The sequence below is a fragment of the Microbulbifer sp. genome, from assembly GCF_036563125.1.
GTDB lineage: Bacteria > Pseudomonadota > Gammaproteobacteria > Pseudomonadales > Cellvibrionaceae > Microbulbifer.
The window spans coordinates 47,303-71,712 of record NZ_DATCMV010000034.1 but is presented as its reverse complement, the minus strand read 5'-3'; the positions used below and the strand labels follow the sequence as shown (position 1 = coordinate 71,712).

17 protein-coding genes are annotated in these 24,410 nt (G+C 59.0%); 8 read left to right on the top strand and 9 right to left on the bottom strand.

Translation table 11 applies throughout. The annotated features are described in order from the left end of the window. Positions 1 to 116: 116 nt before the first annotated feature. On the top strand, positions 117 to 2,342 hold the full coding sequence (locus tag VIL80_RS02530) for an acyl-CoA dehydrogenase (RefSeq protein ID WP_332034584.1): 2,226 nt from the start codon (positions 117 to 119) through the stop codon (positions 2,340 to 2,342). A 15-nt stretch (positions 2,343 to 2,357) separates the two neighbouring features. Then, the gene (locus VIL80_RS02525) at positions 2,358 to 4,592 is read left to right on the top strand and encodes an acetyl-CoA hydrolase/transferase C-terminal domain-containing protein (RefSeq protein ID WP_332034583.1); all 2,235 of its coding nucleotides are present in this window, start codon (positions 2,358 to 2,360) and stop codon (positions 4,590 to 4,592) included. Positions 4,593 to 4,599: 7 nt separating this feature from the next. On the opposite strand, the gene pta is transcribed toward VIL80_RS02525, so the two are convergent. The 3 genes from pta to VIL80_RS02510 all read right to left on the bottom strand — a co-directional run bounded on the left by pta (position 4,600) and on the right by VIL80_RS02510 (position 9,720). Continuing rightward, complete coding sequence (gene pta, locus VIL80_RS02520; protein ID WP_332034582.1) at positions 4,600 to 6,738, bottom strand: phosphate acetyltransferase; 2,139 nt, start codon at positions 6,736 to 6,738, stop codon at positions 4,600 to 4,602. Positions 6,739 to 6,741: 3 nt separating this feature from the next. Then, entirely contained in the window at positions 6,742 to 7,977 is a 1,236-nt protein-coding gene (locus VIL80_RS02515) for an acetate kinase (RefSeq protein ID WP_332034581.1), read from the bottom strand. Positions 7,978 to 8,121: 144 nt separating this feature from the next. After that, on the bottom strand, positions 8,122 to 9,720 hold the full coding sequence (locus VIL80_RS02510) for an isocitrate lyase (RefSeq protein ID WP_332034580.1): 1,599 nt from the start codon (positions 9,718 to 9,720) through the stop codon (positions 8,122 to 8,124). Positions 9,721 to 9,929: 209 nt separating this feature from the next. On the opposite strand from VIL80_RS02510, the gene VIL80_RS02505 reads away from it, so the two are divergent. The 5 genes from VIL80_RS02505 to VIL80_RS02485 all read left to right on the top strand — a co-directional run bounded on the left by VIL80_RS02505 (position 9,930) and on the right by VIL80_RS02485 (position 16,885). Beyond that, positions 9,930 to 10,865, top strand: coding sequence for a LysR family transcriptional regulator (locus VIL80_RS02505; protein ID WP_318954148.1), 936 nt, complete (start codon positions 9,930 to 9,932; stop codon positions 10,863 to 10,865). 129 nt (positions 10,866 to 10,994) lie between these two features. Continuing rightward, positions 10,995 to 13,169 carry a malate synthase G gene (locus VIL80_RS02500; RefSeq protein WP_332034579.1) on the top strand — a complete coding sequence of 725 codons (2,175 nt, stop codon included), beginning with the start codon at positions 10,995 to 10,997 and terminating at the stop codon, positions 13,167 to 13,169. A gap of 144 nt (positions 13,170 to 13,313) precedes the next feature. Further along, complete coding sequence (locus VIL80_RS02495) at positions 13,314 to 13,634, top strand: heavy metal-binding domain-containing protein (protein ID WP_332034578.1); 321 nt, start codon at positions 13,314 to 13,316, stop codon at positions 13,632 to 13,634. Positions 13,635 to 13,646: 12 nt separating this feature from the next. Further along, a complete protein-coding gene (gene fdhD / locus VIL80_RS02490; RefSeq protein ID WP_332034577.1) occupies positions 13,647 to 14,555 on the top strand; it encodes a formate dehydrogenase accessory sulfurtransferase FdhD in 909 nt (302 codons plus the stop codon). Next, positions 14,552 to 16,885 carry an FdhF/YdeP family oxidoreductase gene (locus VIL80_RS02485; protein ID WP_332034576.1) on the top strand — a complete coding sequence of 778 codons (2,334 nt, stop codon included), beginning with the start codon at positions 14,552 to 14,554 and terminating at the stop codon, positions 16,883 to 16,885. The genes fdhD and VIL80_RS02485 overlap by 4 nt, the downstream gene beginning before the upstream one ends. A 75-nt stretch (positions 16,886 to 16,960) precedes the next feature. On the opposite strand, the gene VIL80_RS02480 is transcribed toward VIL80_RS02485, so the two are convergent. Both VIL80_RS02480 and VIL80_RS02475 read right to left on the bottom strand, forming a co-directional pair. Next, positions 16,961 to 18,358 carry a sensor histidine kinase gene (locus VIL80_RS02480; RefSeq protein WP_332034575.1) on the bottom strand — a complete coding sequence of 466 codons (1,398 nt, stop codon included), beginning with the start codon at positions 18,356 to 18,358 and terminating at the stop codon, positions 16,961 to 16,963. Next, positions 18,355 to 19,023: a response regulator gene (locus VIL80_RS02475; protein WP_332034574.1), complete on the bottom strand. Its 669-nt coding sequence runs from the start codon at positions 19,021 to 19,023 to the stop codon at positions 18,355 to 18,357. The genes VIL80_RS02480 and VIL80_RS02475 overlap by 4 nt, the downstream gene beginning before the upstream one ends. A gap of 224 nt (positions 19,024 to 19,247) precedes the next feature. Here VIL80_RS02475 and VIL80_RS02470 point away from each other — a divergent pair, with 224 nt between their 5' ends. Next, the gene (locus VIL80_RS02470) at positions 19,248 to 20,786 is read left to right on the top strand and encodes a SulP family inorganic anion transporter (protein WP_332034573.1); all 1,539 of its coding nucleotides are present in this window, start codon (positions 19,248 to 19,250) and stop codon (positions 20,784 to 20,786) included. Between the two features lie 15 nt (positions 20,787 to 20,801). On the opposite strand, the gene VIL80_RS02465 is transcribed toward VIL80_RS02470, so the two are convergent. Genes VIL80_RS02465 through purB form a run of 4 tightly spaced genes read right to left on the bottom strand, consistent with a single transcriptional unit; the run spans position 20,802 to position 24,375 of the window. Further along, positions 20,802 to 21,314, bottom strand: coding sequence for a DUF7931 domain-containing protein (locus VIL80_RS02465; RefSeq protein ID WP_332034572.1), 513 nt, complete (start codon positions 21,312 to 21,314; stop codon positions 20,802 to 20,804). After that, positions 21,292 to 21,753, bottom strand: coding sequence for a GNAT family N-acetyltransferase (locus tag VIL80_RS02460; protein ID WP_332034571.1), 462 nt, complete (start codon positions 21,751 to 21,753; stop codon positions 21,292 to 21,294). The genes VIL80_RS02465 and VIL80_RS02460 overlap by 23 nt, the downstream gene beginning before the upstream one ends. Continuing rightward, complete coding sequence (locus VIL80_RS02455) at positions 21,753 to 22,961, bottom strand: JmjC domain-containing protein (RefSeq protein ID WP_332034570.1); 1,209 nt, start codon at positions 22,959 to 22,961, stop codon at positions 21,753 to 21,755. Before VIL80_RS02455 ends, VIL80_RS02460 begins: the two co-directional genes overlap by 1 nt. Before the next feature lie 40 nt (positions 22,962 to 23,001). Continuing rightward, on the bottom strand, positions 23,002 to 24,375 hold the full coding sequence (gene purB / locus VIL80_RS02450; protein ID WP_332034569.1) for an adenylosuccinate lyase: 1,374 nt from the start codon (positions 24,373 to 24,375) through the stop codon (positions 23,002 to 23,004). Positions 24,376 to 24,410: the final 35 nt, after the last annotated feature.

Here is a 24,410-nt window from a genome sequence, read left to right as displayed (position 1 = left end):
TGTTCATTGCCTATAGTTGCAGGCACATCGCTGTAACAATTCTGTGTGCGAACTTGTCGGCAAGCGTCAGCCGGCAGTCGTATTTTTCAGCTGAAATGGATCGACAAGGAAAGTTAATGAGCAACCTGCGCCAGAAGTGGATCACCGCGCCGCTGTTGAACTGGATTAAGAAAGTCCTCCCCCCAATCTCCGACACCGAGCGCGAGGCCATGGAGGCAGGGGAGGTCTGGTGGGATGCGCAGTTGCTGTCCGGGAAGCCGGATTGGGCGCAGTTGTTGAACATGGGACCGCCGGAACTGACGCAAGCGGAGCAGGCGTTTATCGATGGCCCGGTGGAAGAGCTCTGTAGGATGGTGGATGACTGGAAGATCTCATATGAAGATCACGATATTTCGCCGGAGATCTGGGACTTCCTGAAGAAAAACCGTTTCTTCGGCATCATCATCCCGGAAAAATTCGGCGGCCTCGGATTCTCACCCACCGCGCACGCGCAGATTGTCACCAAGATTTCCACCCGCAGTACCAGCGTTGGCGTCACTGTGATGGTGCCGAACTCCCTCGGCCCCGGCGAGCTGCTAATGGCGCACGGCACCGAGGAGCAAAAAAACCATTTCCTGCCGCGTCTCGCCGACGGCCGCGAGATTCCCTGCTTCGGCCTGACCAGCCCGGAGGCGGGCTCCGATGCCGCGGCCATGGTGGACAATGGCGTGGTCTGTTACCAGGAATACAAGGGTGAGAAAACCCTGGGCATGCGGGTGAACTGGCACAAGCGCTATATCACCCTCGGGCCGGTGGCGACGATTCTCGGTCTCGCCTTCAAACTTTACGATCCTGAACACATTCTTGGCGAGGAAGAAGAGCTGGGTATCACCGTGGCCCTGGTGCCCACCGATACCCCCGGGGTGACCATCGGCCAGCGCCATCTGCCGGCGTTGCAGGCGTTTATGAACGGGCCTAACTGGGGCAAGGACGTATTCATCCCCATGGACTGGATCATCGGTGGCCAGGAAAACATCGGCCACGGCTGGCATATGCTGATGAGCGCACTCGCGGCGGGTCGCGGTATCTCTCTGCCGTCGCTCTCCACCGGAGGTGCCAAGCTAGCGGCGCGTACCACAGGTGCCTATGCGCATATCCGTGAGCAGTTCGGTATTCCCATCGGTAAATTCGAGGGCGTACAGCGCCGTTTGGCGGAAATTGCTGCCATTGCCTATGTGCTGGATTCTGCCCACAAGACCACCACCCGCGCGCTGGACCAGGGGCGCAAACCCGCTGTGGTGTCGGCCATTATGAAGGCCCACGCCACCAATGGCTTGCGGCAGGCTGTTAATGACGCCATGGATATCCACGCGGGCAAGGCTATTATGGATGGCCCCCTGAACTACCTCGGCAACGTATACCGCGCGGTACCGGTGGCCATCACGGTTGAGGGCGCGAACATTCTCACCCGCAGCCTGATGATCTTCGGCCAGGGCGCGATCCGCTGCCATCCGTATCTGCTGCAGGAAATGGAAGCGGCCACCAATCCGGATGCAAAGGAGGGACTGAAACAGCTGGATGCGTTATTGCCAAAACACGCGCTGTTCCAGTTCAAAACCTTCTGCCGAGCGGTTTTCCATGGCTGGACCGGCGGGCTGTTCGCCAGCAGCCCGAAAGGGATAGGGGACGCGGCCAAATACTATCGGCAGATGAACCGCTACTCTGCGGTGTTGACTCTGGTGACGGAAATTTCACTGATGTCACTGGGTGGCGAGTTAAAACGCAAGGAACTGATTTCCGCGCGGCTCGGGGATGTACTCAGTGAACTCTATCTGATGAGCGCCACCCTGAAACGCTTCAACGACGACGGCAGCCCGGTGGCGGATCGTCCGCTGCTGGAATTCGCCATGCGTGCCGGATTCCACAATATCGAGGTGAGCCTGATCGAGGTGTTCCACAACTTCCCGATACGCTTTATCGGCCAGCTGATGCAATTCCTCACCATGCCTTGGGGGCACAGCATTCGCGCTGCTTCTGACCGCCAGGCACGCGCCTGTGCCAACTTGATCATGGAGCCGGGCGAAACCCGCGACCGCCTGACCAAAGGCGTATTTCTCGGCAATCCCGGTGATGGCATCGACATCGTCGAACAGGCGTTTATCAGCAGCCACCAGACCGCAAGCATCCGTGAAAAAATGAAAAAGGGTGGGCTGCGGCCACTGAATGATGATGCCATCGACAAGGCCCTGGCGAAGAAACTGATCAGCGCGGAAGAGGCGGAAAAAATCCGCATCACTGCTGCTGCCGTCAACCAAGCCATCCAGGTGGATCACTACGAATCCCTTGCCCCTGCCGGCAAATAAGGGTTGGAGGAATCCATGGCGAAACCGGAAACATTCGGCGCGGTCGATGCCTGTGTGGACGCGGTACTGGAGAAGGTGGGCAAGCGCATCGTCCTCGGGTTACCCCTGGGCATCGGTAAGGCCAACCAGTTTGCCAACGCCCTGTATGCGCGCGCGGAATCTGATCCGGAAATTTCCCTGACCATCTTTACGGCACTGACGCTGGAGCGGCCATCCGCAGGGAATGAGCTGCAGCGACGGTTTGTGCAGCCGTTGCTGGACCGGCTCTATGCCGATTACCAGGATCTCGCCTATAACCGGGCCCGGCGCAAGGGCCTGCTGCCCGCCAATGTGGAAGTGTGCGAGTTCTTCCTGCAGCCTGGCAGTTTCCTGCATACCCCATCTGTGCAGCAAAGCTACGTCAGCGCCAATTACACCCACGTTCCCAGGGATCTTTTGGATCGGGGGGTAAACGTGATCGCGCAGATGGTTTCACCGTCCACCGATGGCAGCGGTGATTTCAGCCTGAGCAGCAACCCCGATCTAACGCTGCCGGTGATCGAATTGGCACGGGAGCGTGGGCATCGCCCGATCACCTTGGTGGGCGAAGTAAATCCGCGCCTGCCGTTTGTCGGTGGCGATGCTCGGGTACCCGCTGGCATGTTTGATTTTGTGCTGGAGGGCGAGACATTCCAGCGGGAGCTGTTCCCGGCGCCGAACGCTCCGGTGGGGCTCACCGAGTATTCGCTGGCATTTCATATCGCCGGCCTGGTCCGCGATGGCGGTACCTTGCAGGTTGGCATCGGCGCGCTGGGCGATGCCATCTGTCACGTACTGCGGTTGCGGCACTGCAACAATGCCGATTACCGGGACATCCTGCAGTCACTTGACGTGGATACCGAGCGCGCACTTTGCAAGCTGCCGCTGGGACTCGGGTCTTTCCAGCAGGGGTTGTACGGTGCCAGTGAAATGGTCCCGGAGGGTTTCCTGCACCTGCGCCGTGCGGGTGTGCTGACACGGCAGGTCTACGCCGATGTGACGTTGCAGAAGCTGCTGAACAAAGGCGCAATATCGCCGATTGTTGACGAGGATCTACTGGTCGCCCTGCGCGATGCTGGTCGCATCCAGTGTCCGCTGACCGAAGCGGATACGCAGTTTTTACAGGCGGCAGGCATCGTCGATCCCAGTTACAGCTGGCGCGGTCACCGCTTCCTCGACCAGCACGGGGAACTGGAGGAGTGCGACCTGCACAGCAGTACCGGCCGCAAAAAACTTCTCGGCAGCTGCGCAGGTAAACCATTGCCCGGTGGTATCTGGTTGCACGGTGGTTTCTATCTCGGTTCCAATGCCATGTACCGTGGCCTGCGGGAAATGTCGGCGCGGGAAATGGCTGGCATCAACATGACCGCCATCGACGTTATCAACGAGCTGCATAAAGACCGCGAGCTCAAAACCGCCCAGCGCCAGTACGCGCGCTTCGTAAATTCCGCGATGATGGTCACCCTGAACGGTGCGGTGATTTCGGACGGCCTGGAAAACGCACAGGTCGTCAGCGGCGTGGGCGGCCAGTACAACTTTGTGGCGCAGGCCCACGAACTGCCCGACGGCCGCTCGATAATCGCTCTGGCCAGCACCCGCGTCAGTGGCGGGAGCATACGCAGCAACATCGTGTGGGAATACCCGCACTGCACCATCCCCCGACATCTGCGTGATATCGTGGCCACTGAATACGGTGTCGCCGACCTGCGCGGTAAATGCGACCGCGATGTGATCGAAGCCATGCTGTGCATCGCCGATTCGCGCTTTCAGAACGAGTTGCTGGAAAAGGCCAAGGCAGCGGGCAAGATTGAGGCCGGTTACACCATTCCCACAGCGTTTGCCAATAACACCCCGGCGAGGATAGACGCGGTATTCACCCAGGGACACCGTTTGCAACTGCTGCCGTACTATCCCCTGGGAACCGATTTAACACGCGAAGAAGCACAGCTGGCAGTGGGGCTAAAAGCGCTGAAAGAAGAAGGGCGCAAGATCTGGGATCTATGGCCATTAATTCGCAAGGGGCGGGCTGTTTGCAAAAGCCGTGCGCCGGAATCCCAATACGTGCACGAGTGCCTCAAGCGAATGGAGTTCGAGTACAGCGATACGTTTGAACACCGGCTGGAGGCCTATCTGGTCGCCGGTTCTCTGGTGCAATTTCTGGATAAGAATCGGCCTCTTGGGGACGTGTGTGATCCGGAGCCTGTCGGCCCGGATATGTCACCTGCCAGCTGAGACCGGATTATTTCAACTGACCAGCCTGAATTGCCGTCAGCGCAATCGTATAGATGATGTCATCCACCAGCGCACCGCGGGATAAATCATTCACCGGCTTGCGCATACCCTGCAGCATGGGGCCGATGCTGATCAGGTCGGCACTGCGCTGTACCGCCTTGTAGGTGGTGTTCCCTGTATTTAGGTCGGGGAAAATAAATACCGTGGCCCGTCCGGCGACGGGGCTGTCCGGGGCTTTTTTCTTCGCCACGTTTTCCATGATTGCTGCGTCGTACTGGAGTGGCCCGTCGATGACCAGGTCCGGGCGCTTTTCCTTGGCGAGTTTCGTCGCCTCGCGTACCTTCTCCACGTCGCTGCCGCTGCCGGAGGTGCCGGTGGAGTAGCTGATCATCGCCACTCGCGGTTCGATTCCAAAGGCGCAGGCGGAGTCCGCGGACTGAATGGCAATGTCTGCCAGTTCCTGCGCGTTGGGGTCCGGGTTAATCGCGCAATCGCCGTAGACCAGTACCTGGTCCGGCAGCAGCATGAAAAAAACGGAAGACACCAGGCTTGCGCCCGGTGCTGTCTTGATCAGTTGCAGTGCGGGGCGGATGGTGTTGGCGGTGGTGTGCACCGCACCCGATACCAGCCCGTCTACTTCACCTTCGGCCAGCATCATGGTGCCGAGCACCACATTGTCCTCCAGCTGTTCCTTGGCCACGATGTCCGTCAGGCCCTTGTTCTTGCGCAGTTTCACCATCGGTTCAACGTATTTGTTGCGCGCGGTTTTGGGGTCGATGATTTCCACCTTGTCGCTCAGCGTCAGGCCCTGTTGCTCGGCGACGCGGTAGATCTCCTTCGGGTCACCGAGCAATACCGGCCGCGCGATGCCGCGTTCGGCGCAGGCGAGGGCGGCCTTGACCGTGCGCGGCTCGTCGCCCTCCGGTAGCACGATACGCTTGTTGGCGCGGCGCGCGAGTTCGGTGAGGTGGAAGCGGAAGGCCGGCGGTGACAGCCGTTTTGGGCGATTGGAGTCTCGCCCGAGTGATTCGACCCAGTGGTTGTCCAGGTGCCCGGCGATAAAATCCTGAACCCGCTCGATACGGTCGTGGTCGTCAGACGGGGTTTCGGTATTGAATGACTGCAGCTGCAGCGCTGTCTGCCAGGTGTTGCCGTTGACGAGGATTACCGGAAGGCCGGTTTCCATCGCTGGCGCGCAGAGTTTGCGCACCATCGGTTCGATGTAGTAACCGCCGGTGAGTAGCAGGCAGCCGATTTTCACCCCGTTCATGGCGGCGAGGCAGGCGGCAACAATGACATCGGGGCGGTCGCCGGAGCTGACCAGCATGGAGCCTGGCTCGAACCGGTAGATCATGTTGCCGAGGGAGCGGGAGCAGAAGGTGACGCTGTGCAGGCGGCGGGAATCCAGCTCGCCGTAATTGATGATCTCGGCCTGGAAGTGATCCGCGAGGTCCTTGGCCCGCGGTGCGACCAGGTCCGCATTCCACGGAATACAGCCGATGATTGGCAGCGGGCTTTTGCCGAACAGCGAGAGAATTTCCAGGCTGCCGCGGTGCGCTTTCGGCCCGTCAAAGACTCCGGTGATGTCCGCCCCCGGGGTGTCGGGCACCTGCGATGGTGCACCCACCTTGTTGACGATGCATCCCACCACGTGACCCGACTGGGTGCCTCCGAAGGTCGCCATAGCGACTTCGAGGCGATCTTTCAGTTGCTGCGGGGTATCCAGGTTGGGGCACACCACCAGCACGATTTCCGCATCCAGGGTCTTTGCGATCTGGAAATTCAGCTGGTTGGCGAACTGGTTTTCCGCGTTGGGTACCAGGCCTTCGATGATTGCCACGTCCGCCTGATTGGCGCCGGTATTGAAGCGGGCCAGGATCTCTTCCAGCAGGTCGGACAAATCGCCGCGGCCGATCATGGACTCCGCGTGGTGCATGGAAAAGGATTCCGGCACCTTCAGATTCGAGGCCTGCCGCAGTATCTCGTTGCTGCGATCGCGGTTTTTTTCGTGCTTTACCGTTTCCGCGATGGGCTTGTAGAAGCTCACGCTGACACCGTTGCGCTCCAGAGCGCGCAGGGTCCCCAGGCTGACGGAGGTAATGCCGACGCCGGCACCGATGGGGACCAGCATGATGGTGCGGGACATGGGCTATTCCCTCGAACAGGGGTCGCTGTTGGGGCTGGTCGGTGGCACTAACCCCGCCGCGTCACGGGCGATCACCCACTCCTCGTTGGTAGGGATCACCAGGGTAAAGGCAGATTGCTCGGTGGAGATGGGCCCCTCTTCGCCGAAGCGCGCGCGCTGGTTGCGCGCTTCATCCAGCACGTATCCAAGCCCGCTGAGGTGAGCCAGTGTTTTTTGCCGCACCAAACTCGAGTTTTCGCCAATCCCCCCGGTAAACACCAGCGCGTCGACCTGTGGCAGCACGCCGTGGTAGGAGGCGATGTACTTCGCAAGACGGTAACAGAATATGTCCAGCGCCAGCTGGGCGCCGTCGTGCCCCTCCGAGGCCGCCTGTTCCAGTGCACGGCAGTCATTGCTCAGCTCTGAAATGCCCAGCAGTCCGCTTTTCTTGTTGAGCATGTCGTTGATTTCTTTCAGGCAGTAATCCAGCCGGCTACTGAGGTGCAGCAGCAGGCCCGGGTCTACATCGCCACTGCGGGTGCCCATGACCAGTCCCTCCAGCGGCGTGAGCCCCATGCTGGTGTCCACACTGTGGCCGTTGCGCACGGCGGTGATGGACGCGCCATTGCCCAGGTGGGCGGAAATGATGTTCACCTCGTTGACCGGCAGGTTCAGCAGCTCTGCCGCACGCTCAGTGACGTAACGGTGACTGGTGCCGTGCATGCCATAGCGACGGATTCCGTGATCCCGGTACAGCTCGTAGGGCAGGGCGTAGATATACGCGTGGCGGGGCATGGACTGGTGAAAGGCGGTATCGAATACAGCCACCTGGGGCAATCCGGGAAAGGCCGCGCGCGCCGCTTCAATCCCGTTTAACGCGGCGGGATTGTGCAGTGGCGCCAGAGCGACACATTCCTGAATGGTGCTGATCACGGCGTCGTCGATCAGTACCGAATGGGAGAATTTCTCGCCGCCGTGCACTACGCGGTGACCAACGGCCACCAAGTTTTCGCGCAGGTCCGGGCATTCACTGAGGATTTCGTCCACCAGAAATCGGATCACCTCGCCGTGGCGGGTTTCCGCCGGAAGCGCGGTGCACTGCCTGTCGCCGTTGAACTTCCAGCTGACTGTTGGTTCATCCTGGCCGAACGCATCGCCCATACCGCTAAGATCAAGGGCGCCACTGTGGGGGTCAATCAACGCGAATTTCAGCGACGAACTGCCACAGTTCAGGACGAGTACACGGCTGGATTTCGACATAGGTTGCGCAGATTGGTTACAGGCTCTCCTTAAAGCCTAGTGTATGCGCGCGCACAATAAAAAAGGGCTGCCAATGGCAGCCCGAAGTGAGTGAAGCGATTACTCAGGGATACTCGCTTTTGGAACCTGGTTGATAACTATCCATTAACCAAACTGGTTCATGGTGTTGTCTTTACCGGCAGCTTTAAGTGCTGCTTCGCCGGCAAAGTACTCTTTGTGGTCGTCGCCCATGTCGGAACCGGCCATGTTCTGGTGTTTCACGCAGGCGATACCCTGACGGATTTCCTTGCGCTGCACGCCTTCCACGTAACCCAGCATGCCTTTGTCACCGAAGTACTCTTTGGCCAGGTTGTCGGTAGACAGCGCCGCAGTGTGGTAAGTGGGCAGGGTGATGAGGTGGTGGAAAATTCCCGCCTCGCGCGCCGCATCCGCCTGGAAGGTGCGGATTTTCTCGTCCGCGGCCTTGGACAGGTCGGTTTCGTCGTACTCCGCACTCATCAGGTTGGCGCGGTCGTAGGCGGAAACATCCTTGCCTTCTTCTTTCCACGCATCGAATACCTGCTGGCGGAAATTCAGGGTCCAGTTGAAGGACGGGCTGTTGTTGTACACCAGCTTTGCGTCCGGCACCTGCTTGCGGATTTCGTCCATCATGGCGCCGATCTGACGTACGTGCGGCTTCTCGGTTTCGATCCAGATCAGGTCCGCGCCGTTCTGCAGGGAAGTGACGCTGTCGAGTACGCAGCGCGCCTCGCCGGTGCCTTTCTTGAACTGGAACAGGTTGGAGGGCAGGCGCTTCGGACGCAGCAGCTTGCCATCGCGGTTGATAATCACATCGCCGTTGGCCAGGTCGCCCGGCGCTACTTCTTCACAATCCAGGAAAGAGTTGTACTGGTCGCCCAGGTCGCCTGGCTCACGGGTAACGGCGATCTGTTTGGTGAGGCCGGCACCCAGGGAGTCGGTACGCGCAACGATCACACCATTGTCTACGCCCAGTTCCAGGAACGCGTAGCGCACCGCGCGGATCTTGGCGAGGAAGTCCTCGTGGGGAACGGTTACCTTGCCGTCCTGGTGTCCGCACTGCTTCTCGTCGGAAACCTGGTTTTCGATCTGGATACAGCAGGCACCGGCTTCGATCATTTTCTTCGCCAGCAGGTATGTCGCCTCGGCATTACCGAAACCGGCATCGATATCGGCGATGATCGGCACCACGTGGGTGACGTGGTTGTCGATCTTGTTCTGGACCGCTTTTTCCTTCACCTGGTCACCGGCTGCGCGGGCCGCATCCAGCTCGCGGAACAGGCCGCCCAGTTCGCGCGCATCTGCCTGGCGCAGGAAGGTGTACAGCTCTTCGATCAGGGCCGCCACGGAAGTTTTTTCGTGCATGGACTGATCCGGCAGCGGGCCGAATTCACTGCGCAGTGCGGCCACCATCCAACCGGAAAGGTACAGGTAGCGGCGGTCGGTCTTGCCTTCGAAATGCTTCTTGATGGAAATCATTTTCTGCTGGCCGATAAAACCGTGCCAGCAGCCCAGGGACTGGGTGTACTTGGAAGTGTCTTTGTCATACGCAGCCATGTCCTTGCGCATGATGTCGGCGGTGTAGCGGGCGATGTCCAGGCCATTCTGGAATTTATTCTGCAGGCGCATACGGGCTACAGATTCCGGATTGATGGCATCCCAGGAGGAGCCGTTGGCCTTACAGAGTTTGGCGGCTTTTTCGATTTCTTGAGCGTAGTTAGACATGGTTATCTTTCCTCAACTTTCCCTAAAAAGGTGACTGCGATCAGGTTGTACGTATCGTAGGAGTGCTGGCATAATTTGGCTAATTTATTGTCATGATTCCCGCTATACAAGCGGTGAATATGTAGCTGAACCGCCTGTAAAACCTGGGCCTGAGACTGAAACAGGCCGATTTGAAAACGGCCACAAGAAGCCCGCTGGGAGTCCCCTGAATGAATCTGGAAAGAGCTGATCTGAACCTGCTGGTGTACTTGGATGTACTGCTGCGTGAGCGCAATGTCACCCGCGCCGCCAACCAGTTGGGCTTGTCCCAGCCCGCGATGAGTAACGGCCTGAAACGCCTGCGGGAGTTGTTTGACGACCCTCTGCTGGTACGCACCCGCGAGGGCATGATGCCCACCGAACGCGCATTGGAATTGCAGCCCATGGTGCGGGAGGCGCTCGCCGCCATCGACCAGGTAATCCAGCCGAATCGGGATTTCTCCCCCGCAGAGGCGCGCCGTACCTTCCGTATCATGGCCAGCGATTACGCCGAGTCCACGCTGATTCCACCGCTGCTCAAACAGCTGCGCGTAAGTGCGCCCGGTATCAGCCTGGACATCATGACGCCAAGCGATGTGAGCTTTGTAGACGTGGAGCAGGGCAAGGTCGACATGGTCATCAACCGCTTCGATTCCATGCCCCAGAGCTTCCACCAGGCGACCATTTGGAGTGACAGTTTCTCCTGCGTGATGCGCGCGGATAATCCGATATTGCAGGACTACAATCTGGACAGCTACCTGCGCGCTCAGCACATCTGGGTGAGTAAAACCGGTATGGGCGTGGGGGTAGGGGTCAATCCTGAAGATGTGCAACGCCTCGGTTGGGTGGATGAGGCCATCGGCCGTCTCGGGCGCAAGCGGGATATTTCCGTATTTACTCGCCACTACCAGGTGGCGATGCTGCTGGCGGAGCAGAGCGACCTTATCGTTACCGTGCCCACACGCATGGCGCAGCTGGCATCCAGTAATCCCCGTGTGGTGTTACGCGATCCGCCGCTCAAGATCCCGCCATTGGAACTGAAAATGGCCTGGAGCCCGCTGTTGCAACAGAGTGCCCCGCACCGCTGGATGCGCCGCCTGATCCTCGATGTAGGTCGCCAGTTGTGATACCGACCCGCAGTTAAATTCATCTAACAAATATCGAGTATCGCACCTATAAATTAGCGGTATGGTTAGCCCGCTGTTTAGAATGCTGCGAAACTCACGAGTCCATATAACCAGTACAAGAGGTCAGTCATGACGGAAAGAGTCCGTATTGGCGGTCTGCAGATCGCCGCAGAACTGTACGCATTGATTGCGGAAGAAGTGATCCCCGGCACCGGAGTCAGTGCCGATGTGTTCTGGGCGGAATTCGAGAACGTCGTGAACGACCTGGCGCCAGTCAACCGTGCGCTATTAAAAAAACGCGATGATATCCAGGCGCGTATGGACCAGTGGTACAGCGACAATCCGCAGGGCTACCGGGATCTCGGCGCGTACAAGGCGTTCCTGAAAGAGATCGGCTATCTGGTGGACGAGCCCGCGGATTTCACCGCGAAAACCGAAAACGTGGACGCGGAAATTGCCACCATGGCCGGCCCGCAGCTGGTGGTGCCGGTAATGAATGCGCGCTATGCGTTGAACGCCGCCAATGCACGCTGGGGCAGTCTGTATGACGCCCTCTACGGTACGGACGTTATCAGTGAAGACAACGGCGCGGAAAAGGCCGGCGTTTACAATCCGGTGCGCGGTGACAAGGTTATCGCCTATGCCCGTGATTTTCTCGATCAGGCCGCACCACTCAGTGGTGCCAGCCATCGCGACGTGGCCGCCTACCGTATCAACGGGTCACTTTTGGAAGCGGAACTGACTAATGGCAAGGTGGCTGCGCTGAAAGACAGCCGCCAGTTTGCCGGTTACCTCGGTGCACAGGAGGCGCCGGACGCCATTCTGTTGGGCCACAACGGTCTCCATTTTGAAATCCAGATCGATCGCGCCAGCCCCATTGGCAAGACCGACAAGGCCGGCATCAAGGACATTCTGGTGGAATCCGCGCTCACTACCATCATGGATTGCGAGGATTCCGTCGCCGCGGTCGACGCGGAAGACAAGGTGGTTGTGTATCGCAACTGGCTTGGCCTGATGAAGGGCGACCTGCAGGAAAAGCTCAACAAGAACGGCAAGGAAATGCTGCGTACGCTCAATCCGGATCGCGAGTACACCGGTGTCGAAGGCGGCAAGTTGACGTTGCCCGGCCGTAGCCTGATGTTTGTGCGCAATGTGGGTCACCTGATGACCAACGACGCGGTTCTGGACAAAGATGGCAACGAAGTTCCGGAAGGGATTCTCGACGGCATGGTGACTAGCCTGATCGCCATGCACGACCTGCGTGGCAACGGCCCGCACAAAAATTCCCGCACCGGCAGTGTGTACATCGTTAAACCGAAGATGCACGGTCCGGAAGAGGTGGCATTTGCCAATACCCTGTTCAACCGTATCGAAGACGCCCTTGGGCTCGCCCGCAACACGGTAAAAATGGGCATTATGGATGAGGAGCGCCGCACTACCGTCAATCTGAAAGCGTGTATCGCTGCGGCGAAAGAGCGCGTGGTGTTTATTAATACCGGCTTCCTCGATCGCACCGGCGACGAGATTCATACCTCCATGCTGGCGGGCCCGATGATCCGCAAGGGTGAAATGAAACAGTCCAAATGGATTGCAGCCTACGAAGACTGGAACGTGGATACCGGTCTCGCCACCGGTCTCAAGGGTCGCGCGCAGATTGGCAAGGGCATGTGGGCCATGCCGGACATGATGGCGGCGATGATGGAGACCAAGATCGGCCACCCGAAGGCCGGCGCTAACACCGCGTGGGTGCCGTCCCCGACCGCCGCCACCCTGCACGCGCTGCACTACCACAAGGTCGATGTGGCGCAGGTTCAGGCGGAACTCGCAAAACACAAGCGTGCCAGCCTCGACGACATTCTGACGGTACCGGTGGCAGATAACCCCGCGTGGAGCCTCGAGGAAATCCAGCGCGAGCTGGACAACAATGCCCAGGGCATCCTCGGCTATGTGGTGCGCTGGATCGACCAGGGCGTGGGCTGTTCCAAGGTGCCGGATATCCACGACGTGGGTCTGATGGAAGACCGCGCAACTCTGCGGATCTCCTCCCAGCACATCGCCAACTGGCTCAAGCAGGGCATTTGTACCCGTGCACAGGTGGAGGAAACCATGCGCCGTATGGCCGCCGTGGTGGACCGCCAGAATGCCAATGATCCCGCCTATCGCGATATGGCGCCGAACTTTGACCAGAGCATCGCGTTTCAGGCCGCCTGCGAGCTGGTATTCGAGGGGTGTGCCCAGCCCAATGGCTATACCGAACCGGTCCTGCACCGCCGCCGCCGCGAGTTCAAGGCGAGTCAGCGGTAAGTAGAGCCCGGCTCGTTGAGCGAAATATAAGCCTCGCCCCGCGCGGGGCTTTTTTATTCGCTGCTGCCGGCGGTTATTTGGCACTCCCAGCGGATTCTTTGTGTAAGCTCAACGGAAAACCAACCTGGAACGCGGGACCGCCCAATGATCAAGACCACCACGCCCTCGATTGAGGGACGCCAGATTGAACAATACCTCGGCATTGTCGTCGGCGAAGCGATTCTCGGTGCGAATATTTTCAAGGATTTGTTCGGCTCCATTACCGACATTATTGGCGGTCGTTCCGGCGCATACGAACGGGAGATGGGCAGGGCGCGCAAAATTGCGTTTGCGGAAATCGAGGCGCAGGCCCGTGCCCTTGGCGCCAATGCGATCGTCGGCATCGATCTCGATTATGAAGTCGTGGGTGAAAAGGGCGGCATGATGATGGTGAGCGTCAGTGGTACTGCGGTGAAAATTCGCTAATACTCCCCGCCCATGAAGTACAGAGAACAGAATTACCTGCGCTATCTTCCCGCTGGCGGGCGTCTGGATTCCGCTGAATCCCCGCCGGAGCACGGTCAACATTTCCCGGAGGAGCAAGGCACTAGCCAGCAACTGGTGCGGGAAGTTGCGGTGGGGATAAACTACAACGGCCTTAACTACGCTGTCATGATGGCGAGCCCGGAAGATCTGGAAGATTTTGCACTCGGCTTCAGCCTTACCAGCCGGGTGATCGAGGGCCGCGAGCAGATACTGGATATCGAGCTTGTAGAGGCCGATGAGGGCGTGCTGGTAGAGGTCACTCTCAACCAGCGTGCACTCAGCCATTTCAGACAGCAGCGGCGTAGTTTGGCGGGCACCAGTGGCTGTGGGCTCTGTGGTGTCGAGGCACTGTCACAGGCACTCTCTTTTGGCGCGGTGCGTAACGAAAGTTTTTCCCAAGACGTTTATTCACCGCTGCCGCCCGCGGAACAATTCACGGACCTGCGTGCGCGATTTCATGCCGCACAGAAACATCGCGAGTTGCGCGGCGCCATGCACTGTGCGCTTTATGTCGATGAATCCGGGGAAACCCGGCTGTGTCGCGAAGATATCGGCCGCCACAATGCGCTCGACAAATTGATTGGCGCCTGCACCGCCGAGGGCCTGGATCTGCGCCTCGGGTTTGTCGCCGTCACCAGCCGTTGCAGTCTGGAACTTATCCAAAAATCCGTGCGCGCCGGCATCGGCACGCTGGTCAGCCTGTCCTCACCGTCGGACATCAGTGTGCGCTGGGCCCAGCGCTATCACCTCAATCTGCTGCATCAACCAGCCTCTGATGCCGCGCGAATTTACAGCGGTGCTGATATTGCGGTGAATAGCCGCGGTGCCGCGGAAAAACCTTCAATACGAGATTCCCAATGAAAACGCCTGTGGACCGCTTCCGCTTCAGACCTTACCAGCGTCCGGCCGCCGGTTGGGGCGCACTGCGCAGCGTCGCGCACGCCTGGCTGGATAGCCGCCAGCCTTTCAAGAACTTGCGTGCGATGTTGCAGACCAATCAGAACGGCGGTTTCGATTGCCCCGGTTGCGCCTGGGGCGAGGCGCCGAAAGAGGGGCGCATCCGTTTTTGTGAAAACGGCGCCAAGGCGGTGAACTGGGAGGCTTCTGGCCGCGGCGTGGACCGGGAATTCTTTGCGCGCCATAGCCTGCAGGATCTGATGGCACAGGACGATTACTGGCTCGAATATCAGGGGCGCCTCACCGAACCGATGCTTTTCGATGGCGAGAGCAATCACTATCGTCCCATCAGCTGGGACGACGCCTTTGCGCTGGTGGCCACGCATCTGCAGGGCCTCGATTCGCCGGATGAGGCCGCGTTTTACACCTCCGGTCGCGCCAGCAATGAGGCGGCGTTTCTCTACCAGCTTTTCGCCCGCGCTTTCGGTACCAATAATCTGCCGGACTGCTCCAACATGTGCCATGAGGCCAGTGGCGTGGCGTTGAAGGCCAGTATTGGTACCGGAAAAGGCACGGTCACCTATGGGGATTTCGATAAGGCCGAGGCCATTTTTGTCATCGGCCAGAATCCCGGCACCAATCATCCGCGCATGCTTGAGCCATTGAGCGAAGCGGTGGAGCGGGGCGCGCGGGTACTGGTGTTCAACCCCTTGCGCGAGCGCGGTCTCGAGCGCTTCCAGGCACCGCAAAACCCTGTGCAGATGCTCACTGGCGGAGAGGTGCCGTTGAGTACCGATTATTTTCGCCCTGCGCTCGGCGGAGATATGGCGGTAATCCGCGGTATCGCCAAGTTCCTGTTTCAATGGCAGGACGAGGCGCAGCAGATCGGCGAACAAGGCCCGCTGGATCTGGATTTTATCCGCGAGCACAGTGAGGGGTTCGAACAGTATCGCGCGGTGGTGGATGACACCAGCTGGGAGGAAATTCTGGCGTACAGCGGTATCTCCAAGGATGAGATCGAGTGTGCTGCGCATGTCTACAGTCGCAGCAACGCCACCATCATGTGCTGGGCCATGGGCGTAACCCAACACCGTCATTCTGTGGCGATCATTCAGGAAATCACCAACCTGCAGCTGTTGCGCGGCCAGGTGGGGCGGCCCGGCGCCGGTCTCTGCCCGGTGCGCGGACACAGCAATGTGCAGGGCGATCGCACCATGGGGATCGATGACAATCCCTCCGCGGTATTGCTTGATGCACTGGAGCGGAAATTTGCGATGCCAATGCCGCGTGAAGCGGGCGTGAACGTGGTGAAGGCGATTGAGGCAATGCTTGCAGGGCGGGTAAAAGTGTTTATCGGTCTCGGTGGCAACTTTGCCCAGGCCACGCCGGACAGCGCGCGCACCCACAGCGCACTGCGCAAGTGCGATCTCACGGTTCAGATCAGTACCAAGTTGAATCGCAGCCATCTGGTTACCGGAAAACAGGCATTGATCCTGCCCTGTCTCGGACGCACCGATATCGATATACAAGCCGGTGGCGCCCAGGCGGTGACGGTCGAAGATTCCTTCAGCATGGTGCACGCCTCTTTTGGCCAGCTGAAACCGCTGTCTACGGAGATGCGCTCTGAACCGGCAATTATCGCCGGTCTCGCGCAGGCGACACTGGGAGAGAAACCCGTGCCCTGGTTGAAGCTGGTGGAGGATTACCGGCTTATTCGCGACCTGATCGCGGATGTCATTCCCGGATTCGAAAACTTCAACCGCAAACTGGAAACCCCGGGAGGATTCTATCTTCCGAACTCCGCGGGCCAGCGCCGCTGGAACACCAAGAATGGCAAGGCCAATTTCGTCAGCCATTCGCTACCCGCGCCATTGCCGCCCGAGGTATTGGAGAAAATCGGCAAGGAGGGGGCGCGCAAGGCCGATCTGGTACTGCAGACACTGCGCTCCCACGACCAGTACAACACCACGGTTTACGGCCTGAACGACCGCTATCGCGGAGTGACCGGCAATCGCCGTGTACTGTTTGCGCACCATGATGATATCCAGCGTCTGGGATTTACGGACCGCCAGCCGGTGGATATCGTTTCTCTGTGGAGTGATGATGTGGAGCGCCGGGTGCAGGGCTTCACCCTGATTGCGTTCGATATACCGAAAGGGCAGGCGGCGGCCTATTACCCGGAAGCGAACCCGCTAGTACCGCTGGACAGCTACGGCATCGGCAGTTTCACGCCCACCTCCAAGTACATCGCGATTCGCCTGGAGCCGAGTAGCGCGCCGGAGCGGATCCTATAACAACCACAGAAACACTACTGCGCGTGAGCCTGGTGTCGATCACCAGTAACCCACGCGCTGCATTTTCAGTGGTTTCTAGCTCTGATTTTCCATTGTTGGAAAGGTACATACGAAGCACGCACCGCTCGTGTCGGGTGCCTGCTGTAATTCCACGGTCGCGCCGTGGGCGTAGGCGATTTCGCGTACAATCGCGAGACCCAGTCCGCAACCTTCACCGGTGATTTTCGAGCGGAAGAAACGCTCGAAAATCTGCGGCCAGTGCTCGCGGGGGATTCCCTGGCCATCGTCCTTTACCGCCAGTCGGATTTTGTTGGCGGTACGCGTGAGCTCCACCCACACATTACCGCCTTCCGGCACATACAGAATGCCGTTTTCCATCAGGTTCCACACCAGTTCACGCAACAGGTAGTAGTCACCGGGGACTTTAAAGGTATCCAGCGTTTCGCCGTTGATATTCTGGTGCACCTTTACCTTGCGGCTGCGGGCCAGCTCACGCAGGCTCTCGGCGGCTTCGCGCACCACATTGTCCAGGGCCACCGGTTCATTGCGCAATCCACGACCGGATGCGGCCTCCGCGCGCGCCAGTTTGAGCAGCTGGTTATTCAGGTGCGTCATGGCGTCGGTAGTCTGGCAAATACGTTCCAGTGCCTGGTGTGCGGTGTCGAGATTTTTCTCGCGCAGCGCCAACTGCGCCTGCAACTTGATGCCCGCGAGCGGCGTTTTCAGCTGGTGGGATATATTGCCGATGAACTGTTCGCGCGCACTGAAGGCACCGTCGAGTCGCTCGAGCAATCGATTGGTATTGTCGATAACCGTGCGCACCTCTTTCGGCGCCGGCAACGCGCTGATCGGTGTGAGATCCCGCGGCGAGCGGCTGGCAAGCTCCTGGCTGAGTCGGAGCAGGGGGCGAATCCCCCGACTGAGCGCAAAGGCGACAACCAGCAGCGCGACCACAATCATGGTGGCCTTGGATAGCACCACTTCAAACATCAGCGTCCGTGAAAGCGGAATGCGTTTGTGCAGGGTTTCCGCCACGCTTACCAGCGCGCTGTCGCGGGGGGAATCGGGATTTGCAAGAACGGTGACACTGCGCACCCATTCGCCGCCCATTCTCACGTTGGTAAATACCGGCCCCTTTTTGAGCGCGGCGATATCCGGATTTACCCAGGCTTCACTTCTGCCGCCGAGGACCTGGCCGTCGAGGGTGGAAACCCGATAGTAGACTTCGTCCAACTCGTCCCACTCGAAGACCTCAATCGCCGCTTCGTCGGCATACAGCACAAGTTTGTCGTTTTCACGACGGACTTCCTGCGCCAGTGAATAGGCGGAGTCGAGTAGCCAGCGATCGAATACCTGATTGGTTACATGCAGGCCGATACCGAAGGTGATCAGCATTTCGATCACCAACAGGACAAACAGCGGTCCGCCGACCAGCAATAGCAGCAGCGAACGCAATCCCAGGCTGGTGTTCAACCGGCTTCCTCCAGCACATAGCCGGCACCTCGCTGGGTGCGGATGGCGAGCCCGGAATCCTGCAATCGGCGGCGCAGGCGGTGCACGTAAACCTCCACCGCGTTATCGCCCACCTCGTCGCCCTCGCGACTGAGACGCTGGGCGAGGCGCGCCTTGGTTACCACACGACCGGCATTGAGCGAGAGAATTTCCAGGATTTCGTATTCGCGCGCCGGGAGTTCCAGTCGCTCGCCATTGAGGGTCGCAGTGCGCTGGAACGGGCTAAGCTGCAGGGCGCCCAAGCTGACTTCATCGGTGGAGAGGTCGTGGCTGCGACGCAATAGTGCCCGCACTCTGGCTTCAAGCTCGCGCAGATCGAAAGGCTTCTCCATGTAGTCGTCAGCGCCCTGATCCAGTGCGGCGACTTGTTGTTCCACGCCATCGCGGGCGGTCAGCACCAGTACCGGCACGCGACTCTGGCGGGCGCGCAGGCGCCGCAACAGCTCAAGCCCGTCCATGTCCGGCAGTCCCAGATCGAGAATGATCAGGTCCACGTCATTGGCAAGTAGCAGGCCCTCGGCGCGTTCGCCGTAAGGTGCGTGCACAACCGTATAGGCACTCTGCTTGAGCGCCTGCAATAACCCCTGTGCGATCAGTGGGTCGTCTTCTACCAGCAATACATTCATGGCGTCGGGCTAACCGTTGACTTTTTCAATACGGCAAAGATTACACGATTCCGCGCGTTTGTACCTGACTGTTGAGACATTCGGAAATCCGTCGCAGTGAAAGGTTACTGAAAGCGGTCGTCAGTAATCTCGCTGGCCTCATGGTCACTTTGCATGTGGTGCAGTGGCCGCCTTCCATTTCCGTTAATCGCATTGACTGATGAGTAGTACAGGAGTTGTTGGTGATGGATTTACAGAATCTCAAGAAAGACATTCCCGCAAGTGTGGTGGTGTTTTTTGTCGCACTGCCACTTTGTCTGGGCGTTGCGCTTGCGTCCGGAGCGCCACTGTTTTCCGGCCTGATTGCCGGTATCGTCGGTGGCATTGTAGTGGGTGCGGTGAGCGGCTCGCGTCTCGGTGTTTCCGGGCCCGCCGCCGGCCTTACCGTAATTGTACTGAGCGCCATCGAGACGCTGGGCTCATTTGAAGTATTTTTGCTGGCGGTGGTGATTGGCGGTCTGATGCAGATTGTGCTCGGTCTGCTGCGCGCCGGTATTTTGGGGTATTTCTTCCCGTCGTCCGTGATCAACGGGATGCTCACCGGTATCGGTTTGATTATCGTGCTGAAGCAGATTCCCTATGCGTTTGGCTTGGATGATGGCGTATCTATCAGTGATGGCGCGCTCTCGCTACTGAGCTCGGTACACGCGGGTGTGTTGGTGATTTTTACGTTGTCTCTCGCGCTGTTAATTGCCTGGGAAACGCCGCTGATCAAGCGTTCGCGCTGGCTGGCGATGGTGCCGGGCCCGGTGGTCGCGGTGCTTTCTTCGGTGCTGATGTACTTGTTGTTCCGCAACTCTGCGAGCCTGGGGTTGAGTGAATCCCACCTGGTGAGCGTGCCTGTGGCGACGAGCTTCAATGAATTTATCGGTCTGTTTACGTTGCCTGACTTCTCGCAACTGAATAATCCATTGGTGTGGACCGTCGCCGTAACCATCGCTGTGGTGGCGAGCCTGGAAACACTTCTAAGTGTCGAAGCCATCGATAAGATGGACCCGTTGAAACGCACTACGCCAACCAACCGTGAGCTGGTAGCGCAGGGGGTGGGTAACTCCGTTTCCGGCTTGATCGGTGGTTTGCCGGTTACTCAGGTAATTGTTCGCAGTTCGGTAAACCTGCAGACCGGGGCGCGATCCAAGGCGTCGACCATTTGCCACGGTGTCTTGCTGATGGTGTGTGTGGCGACTCTGCCCACCTGGCTCAACATGATTCCGCTCGGCGTGCTGGCCGCGGTGCTGATCCTAACCGGATACAAGCTTGCCAAGCCCGCATTGTTTCGCAAGATGTGGGACAACGGTATGGAGCAGTTCCTGCCATTCCTGATTACGGTAGTCGGGGTGGTATTTACCGATCTGTTGACCGGCGTTGGCCTGGGTGTGGTTGCGGCGATCTTTGCGCTGCTGCGTCGCAATTATCTCAACTCGCATTTCCTGCACAAAAAACAGGACACGGAGCAGGGTGATCGCATCCGCATCAGAATGCAGCTGGCCGAGGAAGTGACGTTTCTCAACAAGGGCGCCATCCGCAAAGAGCTGAGTGAAATTCCGGACAATGCCCATGTAATTCTCGACAAGCGCAACTGTGTGTACATCAATCACGATGTGGCAGAGGCAATTGCTGACTTTATCGAGACTTCCGCCACTCGCGGGATCGATGTGGAAATCATCGAGCGCAAACCCGTGGTGCCGATCTGGGACGAGAAAGGTTTCCGGGAAGTGGCGTAAGTCCGCAGTCAAAAATTAAAGGAAAAGTGTTTTAAGATTCGGGTCTGGCTGCGCATGTAGCCAGGCCCGCTCAAAGATTTCCCTCAACTGGCGCGTTCGCACCGGGTTGTTTGCCTGGTATTGCCCCAGCCACTTCTCTCCATCAGTACGCAGCAACAATTGCCGATTATCCGCTAGTACAAACTCGTAATTGTCGGGCTCTGACCCCGGCTGTGTCTTACGTAATTCGATACTACTTTCCAGCCGCTGGATCAGCGGCAGCAAACGGTGAGGTGAGCGCAGCAGTGGCTCGCCATCGCAAATCAGGATCTGCACGCGGGCGTAGCGGCTGCTGCGCGCAAAATCCGACAGTGCCTGTACCGTGTGCGGCTCGTGGTAGAGCGCGCGCGCGAGATGTTGCGAATAGATGACGATGTGGCGGCGGGCGTCAGCGATCAATCGCTGCAGGGCGCTGGCAAACTGCTCGGCAGTTTCCAGCGGCATGGGGGCGGGATTGCTGCCTGAATCAGCGGTTCCAGTCGTCCGCATTTTCGCAGGGTTCCTTGTCGTTCAGGGTAAGGTCCATGCGCACGTGCGGAATGTCCGCTTCCATGAACTCTTCCCCGGTCACCGTAAAGCCCGCTTTTTGATAGAAGGGGACGGCGTGAACCTGGGCGTTCAGATAGACGTTTTTCTGCCCGGATACCCGCGCAAATTTGCAGATGCGGTTGAGCAGCTCCAGCCCGGCGCCATGGCCACGAGCGTCCTTGAGGATCGCCATGCGGCCGATTTTGCCACCGCCAGTCAGGCGACCCGTGCCGATGGCCTTGTTGCTCTGATAGATCAGGAAATGCTGCGCACTTTCTTCCAGCTCATCCCACTCCAGGTCCGCAGGGACCTGCTGTTCTTCTACGAACACTTTCTGGCGGATGCCGCGGATGGCATCACGATCCGTCTGCCAGTCGGCCAGGCGTACAAACAGGCTCATCAATCACTCTCCTGATCTTCATCGAGATCTTCATCTTCGAGAAGCTCAGGGTAAATGAGACTGCCTTGGGAAACCAGCTGGTCGATCAGCGCGTCTTTGGCGGCCAGCTCGGGATGTGCATCGACATCGCTCTGGGTGATTTCCCGAGACTCACAGAAGCCTTCGGCGAACAGCAGTGGCACCGGCAGCGATTCGCCGTCCACGAACAGGGTGGCCGGGTCACGACAAAAGGCGCAGCGGGAGCCGGGGTTGAGAATCAGGTTGCCGCCCTCGGCGAGGTGCTCGCGCCAGTCGTCGGCAGCGCCCGCATCGAGGGCGACGGTATCCGGGTATTTGGCTTCGGTCATGATGGCGCCGAACCACTGGGCAATGTTCTGCGGTTGCTGCAGCCACTCTGCCAGTTGGCGCTGTACCCGCGCCACCGTTGCGCTGTCGATTTCCGCCGGGTTTGCCGGCAGCGTCAGGTCGGCATCGGTGTAGCGATAGTGGTCTGGCAGCCCTGCGCCCAGCTCGGCCGCCAGATCTTCCAGCATGGTGCGCGCGGATGGTGCGCGGAAGCCTACGGAAATGGTGGTGCAGCCACCTTCGGCAATGCCCCAGTGGCTGTACTGTGGCGGCAGATACAGCATGTCGCCGGGTTCCAGCAGCCAGCTGGCCTCGGATTCGAAATCCCGCAGGATATTCAGCGGTGTGCCTTCCACGCGCGGACTGCTGGCATCGGCCTTGGGCCCCAGGTGCCAGCGGCGATTGCCTTCCGCTTGCAGCAGGAACACGTCGTAGAAATCGTAGTGTGGGCCTACGCTGCCCTGATCGGCGGCGTAGCTGATCATGATGTCGTCGAGCCGCCAGTCGGGAATGAAGCGGAAGTAGTCTTTGATTTCCGCCACTTCCGGAATCCACTGGTCCACCGCTTGCACCAGCAGGGTCCAGTGGGTTTTCGGCAGTGAGAAGAAGTCTTCTTCGGTAAACGGACCGTTGCGCAGCTGCCAGGGTCCGTTGATACCGTGCTCCTCGACGATGCGGGATTCAATCTGCTCCTCGAGCGCCATACCGGCGAGCTCTTCACCGGAAATAGGCGCCTCGAATCCGGGAAATGCATTGCGAATCAGCAATGGCTTTTTCTGCCAGTATTCCCGCAAAAACGTTTCCACCGGGATTTCTCCCAGGTGAGTCAGCGGGTCAACGGAACGGTACACCGATGCCGTCATGGAACATCTCCCGAATTGAAAAACAGATTCTGAGTTTCAGTTAAATGTTGTTTGCCTGGGCAATGGCGTTGCCAATGTAGCTGGCCGGCGTGAGTTCACGCAGTGCCTGCTTGGCATCTTCCGGCATATCCAGGCCGTCGATAAATACCGCCAGGGTTTCCTTGGTGATGCCCTGGCCGCGAGTGAGCGCCTTGAGCTTCTCGTAAGGCTCTTCGATGTTGTAGCGGCGCATAACGGTCTGAATCGGCTCGGCCAGTACTTCCCAGGCGTTGTTCAGGTCGTCTTCCAGGCGTGCGCGGTTGATTTCCAGTTTGCTCAGACCCTTCAGGGTGGCGGCGTAGGCAATCACGGAGTAGCCGGCACCAACGCCCATATTGCGCAGTACGGTGGAGTCGGTGAGATCGCGCTGCCAGCGGGAAACCGGGAGCTTGGCGGCCAGGTGCTGGAATACCGCGTTGGCGATACCCAGGTTGCCTTCGGAGTTTTCAAAGTCGATCGGGTTGACCTTGTGCGGCATGGTGGAGGAGCCCACTTCGCCCGCCACAACCTTCTGCTTGAAGTAGCCCAGGGAGATGTAGCCCCACACATCGCGATCGAAGTCGATCAGGATGGTATTGAAGCGCGCAATGGCATCGAACAGCTCGGCAATGTAGTCGTGGGGTTCGATCTGGGTGGTGTAGGGGTTCCAGCTGAGGCCGAGGGAGGTCACAAACTCTTCGGCATTCGCCTGCCAGTCCACATCCGGATAGGCGGACAGGTGCGCGTTGTAGTTGCCCACAGCGCCGTTGATCTTGCCCAGCAGCTCCACATCGCGGATCTGTTTAACCTGGCGGCGCAGGCGCGCGACCACGTTGGCCATCTCCTTGCCCACGGTGGTGGGGCTGGCAGTCTGGCCGTGGGTACGAGACAGCATCGGCACGTCGGCAAAGTTTTTTGCCAGGGTGGCGATTTCGTTCACGATCTGGTTCATCGCCGGCAACAGCACCTGATCGCGACCGGCGCGCAGCATAAGTGCGTGGGACAGATTGTTGATGTCTTCGGAAGTACAGGCGAAGTGGATGAATTCACTCACTGCGGCCAGCTGCGCGTCACCTTGCACTTTTTCCTTGAGGAAATATTCCACCGCTTTCACATCGTGGTTGGTGGTGCGCTCGATTTCCTTGATGCGCTCGGCATCCTGGAGGGAAAACTGGCTGACGATGTCGTCGAGAATCTGGTTGCTGCTGCTTCCGAAGGGCTGCACTTCGGCAATTTTCTCGTGGCGGGCCAGCTGTTGCAGCCAGCGCACTTCCACTTCCACACGCGCACGGATCAGGCCGTATTCACTGAAAATATCCCGCAGCGCGGCGGTTTTGCTTTCGTAGCGTCCGTCAATGGGGGAAACCGCGGTAAGGGCGGATAGCTCGACAGTCATTGTGTCTCTCCGATATCAATATCACCGCTAACGGG

Bases quoted from the DNA above. Each gene is read 5' to 3' on its own strand.
- VIL80_RS02530 (WP_332034584.1), top strand. From the start codon at position 117: ATGAGCAACCTGCGCCAGAAGTGGATCACCGCGCCGCTGTTGAACTGG.
- VIL80_RS02525 (WP_332034583.1), top strand. From the start codon at position 2,358: ATGGCGAAACCGGAAACATTCGGCGCGGTCGATGCCTGTGTGGACGCG.
- pta (WP_332034582.1), bottom strand. From the start codon at position 6,738: ATGTCCCGCACCATCATGCTGGTCCCCATCGGTGCCGGCGTCGGCATT.
- VIL80_RS02515 (WP_332034581.1), bottom strand. From the start codon at position 7,977: ATGTCGAAATCCAGCCGTGTACTCGTCCTGAACTGTGGCAGTTCGTCG.
- VIL80_RS02510 (WP_332034580.1), bottom strand. From the start codon at position 9,720: ATGTCTAACTACGCTCAAGAAATCGAAAAAGCCGCCAAACTCTGTAAG.
- VIL80_RS02505 (WP_318954148.1), top strand. From the start codon at position 9,930: ATGAATCTGGAAAGAGCTGATCTGAACCTGCTGGTGTACTTGGATGTA.
- VIL80_RS02500 (WP_332034579.1), top strand. From the start codon at position 10,995: ATGACGGAAAGAGTCCGTATTGGCGGTCTGCAGATCGCCGCAGAACTG.
- VIL80_RS02495 (WP_332034578.1), top strand. From the start codon at position 13,314: ATGATCAAGACCACCACGCCCTCGATTGAGGGACGCCAGATTGAACAA.
- fdhD (WP_332034577.1), top strand. From the start codon at position 13,647: ATGAAGTACAGAGAACAGAATTACCTGCGCTATCTTCCCGCTGGCGGG.
- VIL80_RS02485 (WP_332034576.1), top strand. From the start codon at position 14,552: ATGAAAACGCCTGTGGACCGCTTCCGCTTCAGACCTTACCAGCGTCCG.
- VIL80_RS02475 (WP_332034574.1), bottom strand. From the start codon at position 19,023: ATGAATGTATTGCTGGTAGAAGACGACCCACTGATCGCACAGGGGTTA.
- VIL80_RS02470 (WP_332034573.1), top strand. From the start codon at position 19,248: ATGGATTTACAGAATCTCAAGAAAGACATTCCCGCAAGTGTGGTGGTG.
- VIL80_RS02465 (WP_332034572.1), bottom strand. From the start codon at position 21,314: ATGCGGACGACTGGAACCGCTGATTCAGGCAGCAATCCCGCCCCCATG.
- VIL80_RS02460 (WP_332034571.1), bottom strand. From the start codon at position 21,753: ATGAGCCTGTTTGTACGCCTGGCCGACTGGCAGACGGATCGTGATGCC.
- VIL80_RS02455 (WP_332034570.1), bottom strand. From the start codon at position 22,961: ATGACGGCATCGGTGTACCGTTCCGTTGACCCGCTGACTCACCTGGGA.
- purB (WP_332034569.1), bottom strand. From the start codon at position 24,375: ATGACTGTCGAGCTATCCGCCCTTACCGCGGTTTCCCCCATTGACGGA.